Origin of the sequence: Kitasatospora sp. NPDC059577 (genome assembly GCF_042735475.1) — a bacterium.
Classification (GTDB): Bacteria; Actinomycetota; Actinomycetes; order Streptomycetales; family Streptomycetaceae; genus Kitasatospora.
In genome coordinates, this window is the sequence record NZ_JBHWBZ010000008.1 from 109467 (window position 1) to 127271 (window position 17805).

Here is a 17805-nt window from a genome sequence, read left to right on the forward strand (position 1 = left end):
GACCCACCAGGCCGACCCCGACGAGCGCCCTCCCATAAGCGGCGGGTAAGTTGGAAACGTGGACAAGAGGAACGCTTTGCGAGCCGGCGCGGTCTCCGCAACGGTCACGCTGATGATGCTGCTGTCGTCGCCCGCCATGGCCTACACCAGGGACGACGGCGATGACCCCGGTACCGGCCTGAGCATCGGCCAGACCCTCGGCCTGTACGTGTTTCTCCCGCTCGTCCTCTTCCTGGTGATCGCCGGCCTGGCCGGTATGCCGTGGGGCAAGGGCAAGAAGAAGAACTGACCATCGCGCGCCCGGTCCGCCCGGACGCGTACGGGGTCCGTCAGGACCCGATCCCGCACGAACGCCGAAGGGGCGCCGGACGATCCCGTCCGGCGCCCCTTCGCGGTTTCAGCACCCGGTCAGCGACTGGGCAGAGCCCTCAGCAGAGCACGCCCGGCGCCCCGCCAGGCCCGCCCGGGCCCGGTCGGCCCAGCCCGGCGCCCCGCCCGGTACCAGGCAGGGCATACCGGGCGGGGCACATCGGGCGGGGCCCCGGCAGTGACCGTCGGTCCGGTCAGCGCCCGCCCACCGCGCGGTCGACGGCCTGGGCCTTGAGCGCGCGCTCGATGCCGGCCCGCGACTCGACGACCTGCCGCCGCAGCGCCGGCGCCGGCTCCGCGGAGGCCAGCCAGGCGTCCGTCGCGTCCAGCGTCTCCTGCGTGACCTGCAGTCCGGGGTACAGCCCGATGATGATCTGCTGCGAGATCTCGTGGCTGCGGGTCTCCCAGATGCCCTTGACCGCCGCGAAGTACTTCTCCGCGTACGGGGCGAGCAGTTCGCGCTGGTCGGACTGCTGGAAGCCAGCGATGACGGCTTCCTGGACGTAGTTGGTCAGCTGGTCGGACTCGACCACCGACGCCCAGGCGGTCGCCTTGGCCTCGGCGGTCGGCCGGGCGGCGCGGCAGGTGGCCGCGTGCTCCTGGCCGGCCGCGGTGTTGTCGCGCTCCAGCTCGGCGGCGATCCGGGCCTCGTCCGCGCGGCCGGTGGCCGCGAGGCGGGTGAGCAGCGTCCAGCGCAGCTCGGTGTCCACGGCGAGGCCCTTGACCTCGACGGAGCCGTCCAGCAGTCCGGCGAGCAGCGCGAGCTGACCGTCGGTGCGGGCGACCGAGGCGAGGGTGCGGGCCCAGGCGAGCTGGTGGTCGCTGCCGGGGTCGGCGGCGCGCAGGTGCTCCTCGGCGGCGGCGGCCCAGCGGGTGAGGCCTTCCTCGCGCCAGTCCGGGTCGGCGTACGCGTCGAGGGCGAGCTTGACCTGGCGCTGCACGGACTGCACCACGCCGATGTCGGACTCGCGGCCGATGCCGGACAGCGCGAGCGACAGGTAGTCGCGGGCGGCGAGTTCGCCGTCGCGGGTCATGTCCCAGGCGGAGGCCCAGCACAGCGCGCGGGGGAGCGAGTCGGTGAAGCCGCCGAGGTGTTCGGTGACGACGGCCAGCGAGTCCTCGTCGAGCCGGATCTTGGCGTACGAGAGGTCGTCGTCGTTGAGCAGGACGACGGCGGGGCGGTGGCGTCCGACCAGCTCGGGCACCTCGGTGCGCGGGCCGTCGACGTCGAGTTCGATGCGGTCGGTGCGCACCAGGGTGTCGCCGTCGAGTTCGTACAGGCCGATGGCGATGCGGTGCGGCCGCAGCACGGCCTCGCCCTTGGCGCCGGCGGGCAGCGCGGGGGCGTCCTGCAGGACGGCGAAGGACTCGATCTCGCCGTCGGTGTTCAGCACCATCGAGGGCCGCAGCACGTTGATGCCGGCGGTCTCCAGCCAGGACTTGGACCAGGCCTTGAGGTCGCGGCCGCTGGCCTCCTCCAGGGCGCCCAGCAGGTCGCTGAGCCGGGTGTTGCCCCAGGCGTGGCGCTTGAAGTAGGCCTGCACGCCCTGGAAGAAGGCGTCCTGGCCGACGTAGGCCACCAGCTGCTTGAGCACCGAGGCGCCCTTGGCGTAGGTGATGCCGTCGAAGTTGACCTGGACGTCTTCCAGGTCGTTGATGTCGGCCATGATCGGGTGGGTGGACGGCAGCTGGTCCTGCCGGTAGGCCCAGGTCTTCATCTGGTTGGCGAAGGTGGTCCAGGAGTGGGGCCACTTGGAGCCGGGGGCCTCGGCCTGGCAGACGGCCTCGGCGAAGGTGGCGAAGGACTCGTTCAGCCAGAGGTCGTTCCACCACTCCATGGTGACGAGGTCGCCGAACCACATGTGGGCGAGCTCGTGGAGGATCGTCGCGGCGCGGGCCTCGTAGGCGGCGTCGGTGACCTTGGAGCGGAAGACGTACTGGTCGCGCAGGGTGACGGCGCCCGCGTTCTCCATCGCGCCGGCGTTGAACTCCGGGACGAACAGCTGGTCGTACTTCGCGAACGGGTACGGGAAGTCGAACTTCTCCTGGAAGTAGTCGAAGCCCTGCTTGGTGACCGCGAAGATGGCCTCCGGGTCCAGGAACTCGCGCAGCGAGGGTCGGCAGTAGACGCCGAGCGGCACCGTCTGCTCGCCGTTCTCGTAGCTGTCGAAGACGCCGACGTACGGGCCGGCGATCAGCGCGGTGATGTAGCTGGAGATCCGGCCGGTGGGCTCGAACTTCCAGACCTGGGTGGAGCCGTCGCCGGCGGGGGCCGGCTCCGGGGTCGGCGAGTTGGAGACCACGACCCAGCCCGTGGGGGCGGTCACGGTGAACGTGAACGCGGCCTTCAGGTCGGGCTGTTCGAAGGTGGCGAAGACGCGGCGGGCGTCCGGCACCTCGAACTGGGTGTACAGGTAGGTCTCGCCGTCGACCGGGTCGACGAACCGGTGCAGGCCCTCACCGGTGTTGGTGTACGCGCAGTCGGCGACGATCCGCAGCTCGTTCTCGGCGGCCAGGCCCGGCAGCGGGATGCGGCTGTCGGAGAAGCTCGCCGGGTCGAGCGACGCGCCGTTGAGGGTGATCTCCTCGACGCTCGGCGCGACGAGGTCGATGAAGGTGTCCGCGCCGGGCGTGGTGGCGGTGAACCGGACGACGGTGGTGGACCGGAAGGTGCCGCCCTCACGGGCCGAGCCGAGGTCGAGCTCGATGTCGTACGCGTCCACACGGAGAAGATCGGCCCGGGTGCGGGCCTCCTCGCGGGTCAGGTTTGTGCCGGGCACTCGCTGCACTCCTTTGTCAGGCTGGTGGTCCGAATCCTCGCACGTCCGGTGAACGGACCCGCCGGAAATTCACGGGCGGGGCGGGAACCGGCTGTTCGCCCGTTCCCGCCCCGCCCGTGTGTGCCGTCGTGACCTGTCCGTGTGCTGTCGTGGTCCCGCCCGTGTGCCGTCGTGGCCCGGTCGGCCGCGACGAGGGGTCACGCCCCCGGCATCACCTCGACGTCACTCCCGACGTCACTCCCGTCATCGCTCCCGTCGTCACTTCTTCCACTTGGTCAGCGGACCGTCGGTGGAGCTGTAGCGGCGGAACGCGTACACCGCGAGGCCGTCGTCCGAGATGACGTACTCGGAGGTGCTGCTGCCGATGTCCAGGCCGTTCGACATCGCGATGGTGCCGATGTCGGTCATCGAGCCGTCGGTCGGCGAGAGCGTCACCAGGCGGGCCGGCTTGTCGTAGCCCTGCTCGACGACGGCGCGGACCTTGCCGTCCTTGTCGGTGCCGGAGACCAGGCGCATGTCGTTGGTGGCCGAGGAGGTGGTGGCCGCCCACAGGCGCTTGCCGGTGTTCAGGTCGTAGGCGTTGATGCCCGGCTTGGTGCCGCTGACCTGGACGTACAGCGTGGAGCCGCTGACCACGTTGCGGCTGAGGGCCTCGTCCTGGCCGGACAGGCGCAGGCTGTCCGAACCGGCTTCCTTGACGGACATCTGGTTGCCCGGCTTGTTGTCCTTGTCGAACGGCAGGATGTAGTCGCCCTGCGGGCCGCTGGACATCAGCAGGACGAGCGGCTTGTCCTGGACGACCTGGTCGACCTGCTCGATGCTGCCGGTCAGGGTGATCGGCGTGCTGGTCGCCTTGCCCGTCTCGGCGTTGACGATGACCAGCTGGGACTTCGGGCCGCTGCCGCCGTAGCAGCGGTCGCTGACGGCGATCTGGGCGCCGGCGGCGCGGCCGCGCACGCTGCAGTCCTTGTCGCGCGGCTGGTACTGCCAGGCGGGCTGTCCGGTGGTGACGTTGAGGGCGCCGACCATGTTGCCGCCGATGGCGACGACGTTGTCGGTGACGCTCAGGGTCGGCGAGGACATCCGGTCGGCCGAGACCTTGACGCTCCAGAGCAGCTTGCCCTGGGTCAGGTCGACGGCGCCGACGGTGGAGCAGTCGCTGTCACCGGTGTTGAAGGAGACGGCGGCGATGCTCTTGGAGTTGGCCGCGTACGAGGCGGTGCACAGCTCCTTGCTGCCGGCCGGGACGGGGATCGTCCAGGCCTCCTTGCCGTCCGTCAGGTTGTAGGCCTTGATGCCGGTGCTGTCGGCACGGACGGCGAGCTTGTCGGTGCCCCAGACGCCGAGCATCTGGTTCGCGCCGTCCGTGTTGGCACCCTTGGGGGCGGTCCAGGCGACGTTGAAGGTGGCGCCCTTGGCGGCGGGGCCGGGGGCGGGGTCGTTCGTCGGGCCGTCGCTGGTGCCGTCGGTGCTGACGGGGCCCGGGCCCGGGTTCGGCGCGGGGGAGGGGTCCTTGAGCAGGACGACCAGGGCGATCACGATCGCGATCGCCAGCACGCCGCCGATGATGCCGCCCCACAGCATGACGGGGTTGCGCTTGGGCGGGGTGGGGGCGACGGGGTAGCTGTACCCGGGCTGCTGCGGGAAGTTGTAGCCGCCGGTGTTGTAGCCCTGCCCGCCGTCCGTGGCGTACGGGGCGCCGGGCGCCGGGTCGTACGGGCCGACGGGTGCGGCGCCCGGAGGCGGCGGGGCCTGGGTGGGGAAGCCGGTCGCGGTCGGCGCGTACGCGGCGTAGTCGGCGCCGGCGGGGGGCTGCGCGGGCGGTGCCGGCGGCTGTGCGGGCGGCGGCCCGGCGGGGGCGGCCGGTCCCGGGACGGCCGATCCGTCGAGCTGCGTCATCTGGTCCGCGACCGCGGCCGGATCCACACCGCCCGCTGGCGGACGTCCGAACGAGACGCCCCGGTTGTCCTGCGGACCGTTGCCGGGCGCTTCGCCTGCCCCCGGCGTAGGGTGATCCCCTGCCATCTGATTCCCCGTCATGTCTGGAAGCGCCCCCTGCCGGTACCGTCCTCGGTTCCGGTGGGACGGGTGAGAATTGGGCACCATGCTAGTGGTGCGCGCATTTCGGCCGCCGCCAGGACCGCCGAACCCCGTCCCCGCAGGTCCAGGCCGTGCAACACCTTCACTGCCCGATCACCCGGCCCCCACCGCCGACACCGCCGCGTGACCGGGGGCGCCGGGACCGGGTGGCCCGGCCTCCGTCTCCCGGGCGGGCATCACCCGTCCGGAGCAACCCCCGGGGCCCGTCCCGCACCTGCCCCGGGGCCCGTCCCGCATCCACCCCGGGGCCCGTCCCGCACCTGTCCCGCATCCACCCCGAGCGCCGGTGCGCCCGCCCCGAGCGCCGGTGCCCCCGCACCCGGCAGCCCCCGGCCGGTGCCCCGCCCCCGCCTCTGCGGCGCCGTCGGGCCGCCCGCGCCGCCCGGCTCCTCCCGCACCCGGCCGTCCCCGTCGACGCCCCCGCCCGGGGCCCCGGGCCGTACCCTTCAGGAATTGAAGGGGACGCCCGGCGGAGGGTTCCCCGCCCTGGGAGGGTGGATCATGTCGACGGACACACCGGGCTCGCAGTCGTCCCTGCACCGGGCGAACCTGGAGCGGGTGCTGCGCGCGGTGCGGATGGCCGGCTCGTTGACCCAGGCCGAGATCGCCCGCGGCACCGGTCTCTCCGCGGCCACCGTGTCCAACATCGTGCGGGAGCTGAAGGAGAGCGGCACCGTCGTGGTCGCCGACACCTCCTCCGGCGGCCGCCGCGCCCGCAGCGTCTCGCTCAGCGGTGACGCGGGCATCGTCGTCGGCATCGACTTCGGCCACACCCACCTGCGGGTCGCGGTCGGCAACCTGGCGCACCGGGTGCTGGCCGAGGAGAGCGCCCCGATCGACGTGGACGTCTCCGCCCAGCAGGGCTTCGACCGCGCCGAGGCGATGGTCGAGCGGCTGTTGACGCAGGCCGGTTTCCGGCCGGACAAGGTGATCGGCGTCGGCCTCGGCGTGCCCGGCCCGATCGACGTGGAGACCGGCGCGCTCGGGTCCACCGCGATCCTGCCCGGCTGGACGGGCATCGCCCCTGGCCGGGAGCTGGGGGAGCGGCTCGGCATGCCGGTGCACGTGGACAACGACGCCAACCTGGGCGCGCTCGGCGAGCTGGTCTGGGGCGCCGGCCGCGGACTGAGCGACCTCGCGTACATCAAGATCGCCAGCGGTGTGGGCGCCGGCCTAGTGGTCAACGGCCAGATCTACCGCGGCCCGGGCGGTACGGCGGGTGAGATAGGGCACATCACGCTGGACGAGGCCGGGCCGGTCTGCCGCTGCGGCAACCGGGGCTGCCTGGAGACCTTCGTCGGCTCCCGCTACCTGCTCTCCCTGCTCAGCTCCACCCTCGGCCCGGACCTCACGCTGCCCCGGGTGGTCGAGCTGGCCCACCAGGGCGACCTCGGCTGCCGCCGGGTGATCGCCGACGCCGGCCGGCAGATCGGCACCGGCGTCGCGACCCTGTGCAACCTGCTCAACCCGCGCCGGGTGATCCTCGGCGGGGACCTCGCCGAGGCCGGTGAGCTGGTGCTCGCCCCGATCCGCGACTCGGTGGCCCGTTACGCGATCCCCAGCGCCGCCCGGCAGCTCTCGGTGGTCCCCGGCACCCTCGGCGGCCGGGCCGAGGTGCTCGGCGCGCTGGCGCTGGTGATGAGCGAGATGGGCGAGTCCGGGGCACTGGGCCGCGCCTGACGCCGTCGGCGGCGGGGCCGGCGCCGCGGTCGCCGGGATAAAGGCGATCGAACGTCCGTGCGTCAACCCGGCGTGACCCGTCCACCCCGGCCGACCTCCCGGAATGGCCGCAACCGAACGGTGGCACCGGGCGCGCCGCTCGGTGTCCGGCAAGCGGACATTAGACTCGACCGGTCGGTACCGGCCGCGACCGCCGGCCTGCCGCCGGACCGGGCAGCGACGCCCGTCGGACCGCCCGCGGTCCGCGAACACTGAACGAGGAGGAACGGGTGGCCCTGCTGACCCGCATTCGGGGACCGCGCGATCTCGACCGGCTCACGCCCGGACAGCTGGCCGCACTGGCCCAGGAGATCCGGACCTTCCTGGTGACCGAGGTCTCCAAGACGGGCGGCCACCTCGGCCCCAACCTCGGCGTGGTCGAGCTCACCATGGCGCTGCACCGGGTCTTCGACTCGCCGCGCGACCGCATCCTCTTCGACACCGGTCACCAGAGCTACGTCCACAAGCTGCTCACCGGGCGCCAGGACTTCTCGCAGCTGCGGATGAAGGGCGGCCTGTCCGGCTACCCGTCCCGCGCCGAGTCCGAGCACGACGTGATCGAGAACTCGCACGCCTCCACCGTGCTCTCGTACGCGGACGGCCTGGCCAAGGCCAACCAGCTCAAGGGCAAGAACGACCCGGTGGTCGCCGTCATCGGCGACGGCGCGCTCACCGGCGGCATGGCCTGGGAGGCGCTCAACAACATCGCCGACGCGAAGGACCGCCCGGTCGTCATCGTCGTCAACGACAACGAGCGCTCGTACTCGCCGACCATCGGCGGCCTGGCCAACCACCTCGCCACGCTGCGCACCACCCAGGGCTACGAGCGCTTCCTGTCCTGGGGCAAGGACGCGCTGCAGCGCACCCCGGTGGTCGGCCAGCAGCTGTTCGAGACGCTGCACGGCGCCAAGAAGGGCCTCAAGGACTTCATCGCCCCGCAGGGCATGTTCGAGGACCTCGGCCTCAAGTACATCGGCCCGATCGACGGCCACGACATGACCGCCCTGGAGTCCGCGCTGACCAAGGCGCGCGGCTTCGGCGGCCCGGTGATCGTGCACTGCCTCACCGAGAAGGGCCGCGGCTACCACGCCGCCGAGAACAACGACGAGGACCGCTTCCACGCGGTCGGCAAGATCCACCCGGAGACCGGCCTGCCGATCCAGAGCGGTGGCGGGCGGAGCTGGACCTCGGTCTTCGCGGAGGAGATGGTGGCGCTCGGCCACGAGCGCGAGGACATCGTCGGCATCACCGCCGCGATGCTGCACCCGGTCGGCCTGGCCCCGTTCGCCGAGGCCTTCCCGAAGCGCATCTTCGACGTCGGCATCGCCGAGCAGCACGCCGTCACCAGCGCGGCCGGCCTGGCCACCAACGGTCTGCACCCGGTGTTCGCGGTCTACGCGACCTTCCTCAACCGGGCCTTCGACCAGGTCCTGATGGACGTCGCCCTGCACAAGCTGGGCGTCACCTTCGTGCTGGACCGGGCCGGTGTCACCGGTGACGACGGCGCCTCGCACAACGGCATGTGGGACATGTCGATGCTGCAGATCATCCCGACCCTGCGGCTGGCCGCCCCGCGCGACGCCGACCAGCTGCGCGCCCAGCTCCGCGAGGCCGTCGAGGTCGAGGACGCCCCGACCGTCGTCCGCTACTCCAAGGGCACGGTCGGCCCGGCCGTTCCCGCGGTCGGCCGGGTCGGCGGCATGGACGTGCTGCGCGCCGCCGAGGAGCCCTCCGGCGCCCACCGCGCCGACGTGCTGATCGTCTCGGTCGGCGCGATGGCCCCGACCAGCCTGGAGGTCGCCGACCTGCTGGCCGCCCAGGGCATCACCGCCACCGTGGTGGACCCGCGCTGGGTCAAGCCGGTGGACCCGGCCCTGCCGGGTCTGGCCGCCGAGCACCGGGTGGTGGTCACCATCGAGGACAACGGCCGGGTGGGCGGTGTCGGCGCCGCCGTGGCGCAGGCGCTGCGGGACGCGGACGTGGATCTGCCGGTGCGCGACTTCGGCATCCCGCAGGAGTTCCTGGACCACGCCAGCCGGGCCGAGATCCTGGCCGAGATCGGCCTGAACGCCCCGGACATCGCCCGGAAGGTGACCGCGCTGGTCGCCAAGCTGGACGCGGCGCCGGTCAAGGCCTGACCGGAGGCCGTCGGCGGGGCCGTCCCCTGTTCCGGCGACGACCATTTGTCGTAACTCCGTAACAGTTCGTCACGGAACAAGCTGATGATCCTACGGAAAGGCGGGACCGGCGCCACCCGCGCCGATCCCGCCCGGTAGGTTGTCAACCGTGCCGACCCCCACCCGCCTCCGCCCCGCCGGACTGGCCGAGCGCCTGCCCGAGAGCGTCCTGACCCGAGTCCGCGTCGGGTACTGGACCAGGCTGGTGCCGGTGCTCGCGCTGGTCGCGCTGATCACCCACATCCCCTCCTTCGCCCGGCCCGTCTGGAGCCCGGACGAAGGCTTCCTGGCCACCCAGGCCCGGATGCTGGCCGACGGCGGAGTGCTGTACGACACCGTGGTGGACCGCAAGCCGCCGCTGCTGCCCTGGCTCTACCAGGCCTGCTTCGCGGTGTTCGGCTCCGCCTCGCTCTGGCCGCTGCGCACCCTGGCGGTCGTGGCCCACCTGGTCACCGCGATCCTGCTGGCCTCGATCGCCCGCGGCCGGTGGGGCAACCGGGCCGGCGCCGGCGCCGGACTGCTCTACCTGCTGGTGTCCATCGGGCTCTCCCCGGAGGACACCCAGGCGGCGACCTTCGAGGTCTTCATGCTGCCCGCGATGGTGGCGGCCTTCCGCTACGCCGAACGCCGCCGCTGGCTGGCCGCCGGGATCGCCGTGGCGCTCTGCTCGCTGACCAAGCAGACCGGCGGCGCCGTGCTGCTGCCGGTGCTCTGGATGCTGTTCCAGGACACCCGCCGGCGCGGGGTGCGCTGGCCGCCCGCGCTCTTCAAGATCGCCTTCGGCTTCACCCTGCCGATAGCGCTGGTCGCGGTGATCCTCACCAAGCCCAAGGGCTTCCTCTTCTGGGTGGTCACCGGCAGCGGCGACTACGCCTCCTTCGGCGGCGCCTGGCTGCAGATGGTCGGCCGCGCGCTCGGCAACTCCGCCATCCTGGCCGCGGCCGGCCTGGGCTTCCTGCTCCCGGTCGGACGCCGGCTCTGGCTCAAGCACCGCCACCGCCCGCTGCCGGTGGCCGGCGAGGAGCACGGCTCGACCACCGACCTGTGGGTCTGGCTGCTCTCCTCGGTCGTCGCGGTCAGCGTCGGCTTCCACTTCTTCGGCCACTACTACCTGCAGCTGATCCCGCCGCTGGTGCTGCTGGGCACCGGCGCGGTCGCCACCTCGGCGGTCCGCTGGAAGCCGGTCCTGGTGTACACCACGGTCGCCGCCACGGTGTTCTGGGGCCTGGCACTGGCCTGGCCCGGGGAGCGGCTCGACCGCACCACCGAGGTCGCCACCGCCGTCGCCGCCCAGACCACCCCCAAGGACACCGTGCTGGTCTGGGGCATGCACCCGGAGCTGTACTGGCTGGCCGACCGCAAGCCCGCCTCCCGCTACCTGACCGCCGGCTTCCTCACGAACTACAGCGGCGGCAAGGACGGCAGCGCCAACGTCGGTGAGCAGTTCAGCGTCTCCAACGCCTGGCAGACCTTCGACAAGGAGCTGGCCAACGGCCTGCCCGAGGTCGTGGTCGACGACTCCGGCATCGCTCCGTACCAGCCGGTCATGGTGCCGCGGATCGAGAACCTGCTCGACACCCACTACGAGATGGTCGGTGTCTTCGCCGACACCGTGGTCTACCGCCTCAAGCACTGAGCGGCCCGCACCACCGGCCCGCGCGGGACCCCCGGAACACGCAAGAGCCCCGGAACACGCAGGAGCCCCGGTGACCAGCAGGTCACCGGGGCTCCTCCGTACCGCTACGCCTTAGGCGGGCACCGAGGCCACGCCCGGGGCCAGGAACGGCTTGCCGTTCACGCGCTCCGAGACGCCCTCACGGTCCAGGTACGGGGTGATCCCGCCCAGGTGGAAGGGCCAGCCGGCGCCGGTGATCATGCAGAGGTCGATGTCCTGCGCCTCGGCGACGACACCCTCCTCCAGCATCAGGCCGATCTCCTGCGCCACGGCCTCCAGGGCGCGGGCGCGGACCTGCTCCGCGGTGAGCACCGTGTCGCCGAAGGTCAGCAGCTCCAGCACCTCGGGGTCGAGGACCTGCTGGCCGTCCACCCAGGTGTAGAAGCCGCGCTTGCCGGCCTTGACCACCTTGCCGAGGTTCTCGGAGACGGTGAACCGCTCCGGGAACGCTCCGCGCAGGGTCTCCGAGACGTGCAGGGCGATGGCCGGGCCGACCAGCTCCAGCAGCACGATCGGGGACATCGGCAGGCCGAGCGGCTCGACGGCCTTCTCGACGTCGGCGATCGGGGTGCCCTCGTCGATGATGCCCTGGATCTCGCCCATGAAGCGGGTCAGGATCCGGTTCACCACGAACGCCGGGGCGTCCTTGCACAGGACCGAGGTCTTCTTCAGCTTCTTCGACACGGCGAAGGCGGTGGCCAGCGACGCGTCGTCGGTCTCGTCGCCGCGGACGATCTCCAGCAGCGGCAGGATCGCGACCGGGTTGAAGAAGTGGAAGCCGACGACCCGCTCGGGGTGCTTCAGCTTCGAGGCCATCTCGGTGACCGACAGCGAGGACGTGTTGGTCGCCAGCACGCAGGTCGGCGAGACCACGTTCTCCAGGTCGGCGAAGACGGTCTGCTTGACGCCCATCTCCTCGAACACGGCCTCGATGACGAAGTCCGCGTCACCGAAGGCGGCGGCCTTGTCGAGCGAGCCGGAGACCAGGCCCTTGAGGCGGTTGGCCTTGTCCTTGCCGATGCGGCCCTTGGAGAGCAGCTTGTCGATCTCGGCGTGGACGTAGCCGACGCCCTTGTCGACGCGCGCCTGGTCGATGTCGGTGAGGACCACCGGCACCTCCAGACGGCGGGCGAACAGCAGCGCGAGCTGCGAGGCCATCAGGCCGGCGCCGACGACGCCGACCTTGGAGACCGGGCGGGCCAGCGACTTGTCCGGCGCGCCGACCGGGCGCTTGGCCCGGCGCTGCACCAGGTTGAAGGCGTAGATGCCGCTGCGCAGCTCGCCGCTCATGATGAGGTCGGCCAGGGCCGCGTCCTCGGCGTCGAAGCCGGCCTGCAGGTCGGCGTCCTTGACCCGGGCGATGATGTCCAGCGCCTTGTAGGCGGCCGGGGCGGCGCCGTGGACCTTGGCGTCGGCGACCAGGCGGCCCCAGGCGACGGCGTCGTCCCAGGCCTTGCCGCGGTCGATCTCCTCGCGCTCGACGACGACGTCGCCCTTGAGGACCTTGGCGGCCCACAGCAGCGACTGCTCCAGGAAGTCGGCCGGCTCGAAGATCGCGTCGGCGATCCCCAGCTCGAACACGTCCTTGCCCTTGAGCTGCTTGTTCTGGTTCATCGAGTTCTCGATGATGACCTTGATCGCCTTCGAGGGGCCGATCAGGTTCGGCAGGATGCTGCAGCCGCCCCAGCCCGGGACGAGGCCCAGGAAGACCTCCGGCAGCGAGAACGCCGGGACGCCCGAGCTGACCGTGCGGTAGGTGGCGTGCAGACCGACCTCGACGCCGCCGCCCATGGCCGCGCCGTTGTAGAAGGCGAAGGTCGGGACGGGCAGCGCGGCGATCCGCTTGAAGACCTCGTGGCCGCCCTTGCCGATGGCCAGCGCGTCCGCGTGCTCCTTGAGGAGCTCGACGCCCTTGAGGTCGGCGCCGACCGCGAAGATGAACGGCTTGCCGGTGATCGCGGCACCGACGATCCTGCCCTCGGCGGCCTCGGCCTCGACCTGGTCCAGCGCGGCGGACAGCTTGAGCAGCGAGCCCGGGCCGAAGGTGGTCGGCTTGGTGTGGTCGAAGCCGTTGTCCAGGGTGATCAGGGCCAGCTTGCCGGCCTGCAGCGGCAGGTCCAGGTGGCGCACGTGGGCGGTCGTGACGACCTCGCCCGGGAACAGCTCGGCGCCGTGCTGGAGCAGCTCAGTCGTGGTGCTCATGGTCACTTACCACCCTCGAAGTGCGGGTTCTCCCAGATGATGGTGCCGCCCATGCCGAAGCCGATGCACATCGTGGTGAGGCCGTAGCGGACGTCCGGGCGCTGCTCGAAGCGGCGGGCCAGCTGGTTCATCAGGCGCACGCCGGAGGAGGCCAGCGGGTGGCCGAAGGCGATCGCGCCGCCGAACGGGTTGACCCGCTCGTCGTCGTCCGCGATGCCGTAGTGGTCGAGGAACGCCAGCACCTGGACGGCGAAGGCCTCGTTGACCTCGAACGCGTCGATGTCGTCGATGGTCAGACCGGCCTTGGCCAGCGCCTTCTCGGTGGCCGGGACCGGGCCGATGCCCATGACCTCGGGCTCGACGCCGGCGAAGGCGTAGGAGACCAGGCGCATCTTGACCGGGAGGCCGAGCTCCTCGGCGACGTCCTCGGCGGCCAGCAGCGAGGCGGTGGCACCGTCGTTCAGACCGGCCGAGTTGCCCGCGGTGATGTTGCCGTGCGGGCGGAACGGGGTCTTGAGGCCGGCCAGCGACTCCATCGTGGTGCCCGGGCGCAGCGGCTCGTCCACGGTGGCCAGGCCCCAGCCGGTCTCGCCGACCTCGGGGTTGGTGTTGCGGATCGAGATCGGCACCAGGTCGGGCTGGATGTCGCCGTTGGCGTACGCCTTGGCGGCCTTCTCCTGGGAGCGCACGGCGTAGGCGTCGCAGCGCTCCTTGGTGATGTGCGGGAAGCGGTCGTGCAGGTTCTCCGCGGTCATACCCATGAACAGGGCGGACTCGTCGACCAGCTTCTCGGAGACGAAGCGCGGGTTCGGGTCGACGCCCTCGCCCATCGGGTGGCGGCCCATGTGCTCGACGCCGCCGGCCACGACCACGTCGTACGCGCCGAAGGCGATGCCGCCGGCGGTCGCGGTGACGGCGGTCAGCGCACCGGCGCACATGCGGTCGATCGAGTAGCCGGGCACGGACTTCGGCAGGCCCGCCAGCAGGGCGGCGGTGCGCCCGATGGTCAGACCCTGGTCGCCGATCTGCGTGGTGGCCGCCACGGCGACCTCGTCGATGCGCTCGACGGGCAGGTTCGGGTTACGGCGCACGAGCTCCCGGATGCACTTGACGACGAGGTCGTCGGCGCGGGTCTCGTGGTAGATGCCCTTCGGGCCGGCCTTGCCGAACGGGGTGCGGACGCCATCGACGAAGACGACGTCCCTCGCGGTACGAGGCACGGGGGCTCTCCTCCCAGGGACCAACATTTGAGGTGGGCAGGCTGCCGCCGGCGAAGACCCGAGCGGCGCCGCATCACGGCCATGCTACCGGTCGGTAACCAACCTGCCCAGGCCCCTCGGACGGATCCGACGGTGTGTCCCGCAACACGTCGGACCAGGAGAGCTGTTCCCGGGGACGACGAAGGGGATGCCGCCGGTACGGACGACATCCCCTTTCGGTCCTGCCGGGATCAGCCTTCGGCCACGGCCGAGGCGAACGCGGCGGCCATCGCGGGCGCCACCAGGTCCACCTGCCACTGCCGGGCACCGAGCCGGCGCAGCGCGGCGGCCACGCCCTCCGCGCCGCGGTCGGCCGGCGGCTCCCAGGAGACCCGCCGGACCAGGTCCGGGGTGATCAGGTTCTCGGCCGGCAAGTGGTGCCGCTCGGCCAGCTCGCTGACCGCGCTGCGCGCGCCGGAGAGCCGGGCGGCGGCCACCGGGTCCTTCTCGGCCCAGGCCCGCGGCGGCGGCGGACCGTCGTGCGGGGCGGCGGCCGGCGGCAGCTGGCCCTCCGGGATCTCCCGGCCGCGCTGCACGGCGGCCAGCCACTGCTCCAGCTGACGCCGGTGCACCCGCGGCCCGAAGCCCTGCACGGCCTGCAGCGCGGCGATGTTCAGCGGCATGGCCAGCGCGGCGTTGACGATCGCGGCGTCCGAGAGCACCCGGCCCGGGGAGACGTCACGCTCCTGCGCCATCCGGTCGCGGGCCTGCCACAGCTCGCGCACCACGGCCAGCTGGCGGCGCCGGCGGACCTTGTGCAGCTGCGAGGTGCGCCGCCACGGGTCGGTGCGCGGGGCCGGGCGGGGCGCGGCGGCGATCGCGGCGAACTCCTCCAGGGCCCATTCGAGCTTGCCCTGGGCATCCAGCTCCTGTTCGAGTGCGTTGCGCAGCTCGACCAGCACCTCGACGTCCAGAGCGGCGTAGCGCAGCCACGGCTCGGGCAGGGGGCGGGTGGACCAGTCGACCGCCGAGTGCTCCTTGGCCAGGCTCAGACCGAGCACGTTCTCGGTCATCGGCCCGAGGCCGACCCGGGCGAAACCCGCGATCCGGCCGGCCAGCTCGGTGTCGAACAGAAGCCGGGGTCTCATGCCGACCTCGGCCAGGCAGGGCAGGTCCTGGGTGGCCGCGTGCACCACCCATTCGGCGTCCCCGATGGCGGCGTCGAGCGCGCTCAGGTCGGGGCAGGCGATCGGGTCGATCAGGGCGGAGCCGGAGCCCGCGCGGCGCAGCTGGATGAGGTAGGCCCGCTGCCCGTAGCGGTAGCCGGACGCGCGCTCGGCGTCGACGGCGACCGGTCCGGAGCCCGCGGCGAAGGCGGCGATCGTGGCGGCCAGCGCCTGCTCGTCCGCCACGACGGGCGGGATCCCCTCCTTCGGCTCAAGGAGCGGGACCGGGGCTGCTTCTTCTGGGATGGCTGCTACGGCGTCGGTCACCCCCCAAGGGTACGACGGTCCTCGCGGCCGGGAGTGTTGTCGGACTGGTCAGACAGTCACTCGCCCGCTCCCCCGCGGGACGCTCCGGGTCCGACGCTTCGGCTCGGCGTGCGCTCGACGTCCCGGGCGCGGACAGCGCCACAGCGGCCGAGGAGGAAACGTTCCTCCTCGGCCGCCGCGGCGGTCCGGAGCGCTCGGCTCAGTGGATGATTCCGGTGCGCAGTGCGACGGCGACCATCCCTGCGCGGTCGCCGGTGCCCAGCTTGCGGGCGATCCGGGCGAGGTGGCTCTTCACGGTGAGGGCCGACAGCCCCATCGCCACGCCGATCGCCTTGTTCGACTGGCCCTCGGCGACCAGGCGCAGCACCTCGACCTCGCGGCCGGACAGCTCGCGGTAGGCGGCCTGCTGCGGGCCCGGCTGACCGGGGGCACCGGGGGCGCCCGGAGCACCGGCGGCGCCCGGCATGCCCGGCATCCCGGGGCGGCGCATCCGGCCGGCCAGCCCGGCGGCGCCGATCGGCAGGCCCGGGCGGCCCGGCATCGCGACGTTCGTCCGGGTGCCGGTGACCACGTAGCCCTTGACGCCGCCGGCCAGTGCGCTGCGGACCGCGCCGATGTCGTCGGCGGCGGACAGTGCCAGGCCGTTGGGCCAGCCCGCGGCGCGGGTCTCGGCGAGGATGGTCAGTCCGGAACCGTCCGGCAGATGCACGTCGGCGACGCAGATGTCGCGTGGGGTGGAGACCCGGGGACGGGCCTCGGCGATCGAGGACACCTCGATCACGTCCCGGACGCCGAGCGCCCACAGGTGACGGGTGACGGTGTTTCGGACGCGGGGATCGGCGATGACCACCATGGCGGTGGGCTTGGTCGGCCGGTAGGCGACCACGTTTGCGGGGTGCTCAAGAAGGACCGACACCAGGCCTCCTGCGGGGAGTGGCGGACGGAACCCCGATGGGGGCGGTCGGAGTGTTCCGCGTTCGGAAAGGGTCACAGTCTGCTTCGGCAGCTACCGTGCCCGGCTTTAGCGAAAGATCACGATCTAGTGAGTAACAATACGGACAAATCGCGCAAATGATTGATGCGACATGCCTGGTATTCGCACAAAATCGATCAGATTCGATGCCGATCGGTCGGTGTCGACCGCCTAATTGACGCAGAGCGGATCCGAAGTCACACTCCGTCAGCCCTGGGGGTGGCGTCCGGCCGTTCGGTGCCGTCGGGCCCGGACACCACTCGTCAGTGCGACCGGGGGCGTCGCCGGGCGGGCATCGGGACCACTCCACCGAGTGACGGGGCCTCGGCGGGGCCCTGCGGCGCCGGCGCGGCCGGCGGCAGGCCGGCGCTGATGCAGAGCAGGTCCGCCCAGGCCGCCAGATGCCGCTCGAAGCGGCCGTCGGCGGGCGTCCAGGAGGCCCGGATCTCGATCTCGGTCGACGACGGGCGCTCCGCCAGACCGCCGAAGTACTGGGACGCGCACCTGGTCACCGTGCCGGACGGCTCCGCGTACCCGGCGCCGTGCGTCTGGAGGGAGTCCAGCAGCCAGGCCCAGCCGACCTCGCAGAGCATCGGGTCGCCGGCCATCTCCGGCTCCAGCTCGGCCCGGGTCATCGTGACCACGCGGAACTCGCCGTTCCAGGCCTCCTGCCCGGCCGGGTCGTAGAGCAGCACCAGCCGGCCGTCGGCCAGCTCCTCGCCGTCCACCTCGACCGCGGCGGTCACCGCGAAGGAGTGCGGGGCGAGCCGACGCGGGGCCGGCGCGGGGGAGAGCTGCACCTCGGGCCGCAGCCTGGCCCCGTCCAGGGCCGCCACGGCAGCCCGGAACTCGCTCGGCGCCCCCTCGCGACCCGTTCCGCCACCTGCTCCGCCACCCTGCGCGGGGTGCCCTCCGACCGCTGCCATGTCTCGAAGACTAGGTCGAAGACCCGGGTTATCGCCGCAACTTCTCTCCCAGCGGCGTGCCGGAACGGCAAACCCGGGCAGATCTTGGAGGAACCGACGAGACCGGCCGGGGAGAGGCCCCCGGGACGCGTGCGAAGATTTGACGCGTGAGCGAGACTACGGCAGACACGACGGCGGGCACCCACGGCGGCC

General features: G+C 72.2%; 11 protein-coding genes. 4 read left to right on the forward strand and 7 right to left on the reverse strand.

Translation table 11 applies throughout. From position 1 onward, the window contains the following. Window positions 1-58 precede the first annotated feature (58 nt). Window positions 59-289: a hypothetical protein gene (locus ACFV0O_RS10230; protein WP_360255970.1), complete on the forward strand. Its 231-nt coding sequence runs from the start codon at window positions 59-61 to the stop codon at window positions 287-289. Window positions 290-563: 274 nt separating this feature from the next. Here ACFV0O_RS10230 and pepN read toward each other — a convergent pair whose 3' ends face one another. Further along, window positions 564-3149, reverse strand: coding sequence for an aminopeptidase N (pepN, locus tag ACFV0O_RS10235; protein WP_380338972.1), 2586 nt, complete (start codon window positions 3147-3149; stop codon window positions 564-566). A gap of 258 nt (window positions 3150-3407) precedes the next feature. Next, window positions 3408-5048 (reverse strand): PQQ-binding-like beta-propeller repeat protein, encoded by a 1641-nt coding sequence (locus ACFV0O_RS10240; protein WP_380338975.1) that lies wholly within the window; start codon window positions 5046-5048, stop codon window positions 3408-3410. A gap of 702 nt (window positions 5049-5750) precedes the next feature. Between ACFV0O_RS10240 and ACFV0O_RS10245 the strand changes: the two genes are divergently transcribed. The 3 genes from ACFV0O_RS10245 (at window position 5751) to ACFV0O_RS10255 (ending at window position 10781) form a co-directional block, all read left to right on the forward strand. Further along, entirely contained in the window at window positions 5751-6929 is a 1179-nt protein-coding gene (locus ACFV0O_RS10245) for an ROK family protein (protein WP_380338978.1), read from the forward strand. A gap of 269 nt (window positions 6930-7198) precedes the next feature. Continuing rightward, entirely contained in the window at window positions 7199-9106 is a 1908-nt protein-coding gene (gene dxs, locus ACFV0O_RS10250; RefSeq protein ID WP_380338981.1) for a 1-deoxy-D-xylulose-5-phosphate synthase, read from the forward strand. A gap of 148 nt (window positions 9107-9254) precedes the next feature. Continuing rightward, a complete protein-coding gene (locus tag ACFV0O_RS10255; RefSeq protein WP_380338983.1) occupies window positions 9255-10781 on the forward strand; it encodes an ArnT family glycosyltransferase in 1527 nt (508 codons plus the stop codon). Between the two features lie 111 nt (window positions 10782-10892). Here the strand turns inward: ACFV0O_RS10255 and ACFV0O_RS10260 are convergent, their stop codons facing one another. The 5 genes from ACFV0O_RS10260 to ACFV0O_RS10280 form a co-directional block, all read right to left on the reverse strand. Further along, window positions 10893-13022 (reverse strand): 3-hydroxyacyl-CoA dehydrogenase NAD-binding domain-containing protein, encoded by a 2130-nt coding sequence (locus ACFV0O_RS10260; protein ID WP_380338986.1) that lies wholly within the window; start codon window positions 13020-13022, stop codon window positions 10893-10895. 2 nt (window positions 13023-13024) lie between these two features. After that, the gene (locus ACFV0O_RS10265) at window positions 13025-14242 is read right to left on the reverse strand and encodes an acetyl-CoA C-acyltransferase (RefSeq protein WP_360255955.1); all 1218 of its coding nucleotides are present in this window, start codon (window positions 14240-14242) and stop codon (window positions 13025-13027) included. Between the two features lie 230 nt (window positions 14243-14472). After that, window positions 14473-15714 carry an HRDC domain-containing protein gene (locus ACFV0O_RS10270; RefSeq protein WP_380338989.1) on the reverse strand — a complete coding sequence of 414 codons (1242 nt, stop codon included), beginning with the start codon at window positions 15712-15714 and terminating at the stop codon, window positions 14473-14475. A 199-nt stretch (window positions 15715-15913) separates the two neighbouring features. After that, window positions 15914-16630 carry a response regulator transcription factor gene (locus ACFV0O_RS10275; RefSeq protein ID WP_360255951.1) on the reverse strand — a complete coding sequence of 239 codons (717 nt, stop codon included), beginning with the start codon at window positions 16628-16630 and terminating at the stop codon, window positions 15914-15916. 320 nt (window positions 16631-16950) lie between these two features. Further along, window positions 16951-17613, reverse strand: a complete 663-nt coding sequence (locus tag ACFV0O_RS10280) for a DUF3000 domain-containing protein (RefSeq protein WP_380338992.1) — start codon at window positions 17611-17613, stop codon at window positions 16951-16953. Window positions 17614-17805 lie beyond the last annotated feature (192 nt).

Excerpts from the sequence above, each read along its gene's own strand:
- ACFV0O_RS10240 (WP_380338975.1), bottom strand. The coding sequence starts at position 5,048 with ATGACGCAGCTCGACGGATCGGCCGTCCCGGGACCGGCCGCCCCCGCC.
- ACFV0O_RS10245 (WP_380338978.1), top strand. The coding sequence starts at position 5,751 with ATGTCGACGGACACACCGGGCTCGCAGTCGTCCCTGCACCGGGCGAAC.
- ACFV0O_RS10260 (WP_380338986.1), bottom strand. The coding sequence starts at position 13,022 with ATGAGCACCACGACTGAGCTGCTCCAGCACGGCGCCGAGCTGTTCCCG.
- ACFV0O_RS10280 (WP_380338992.1), bottom strand. The coding sequence starts at position 17,613 with ATGGCAGCGGTCGGAGGGCACCCCGCGCAGGGTGGCGGAGCAGGTGGC.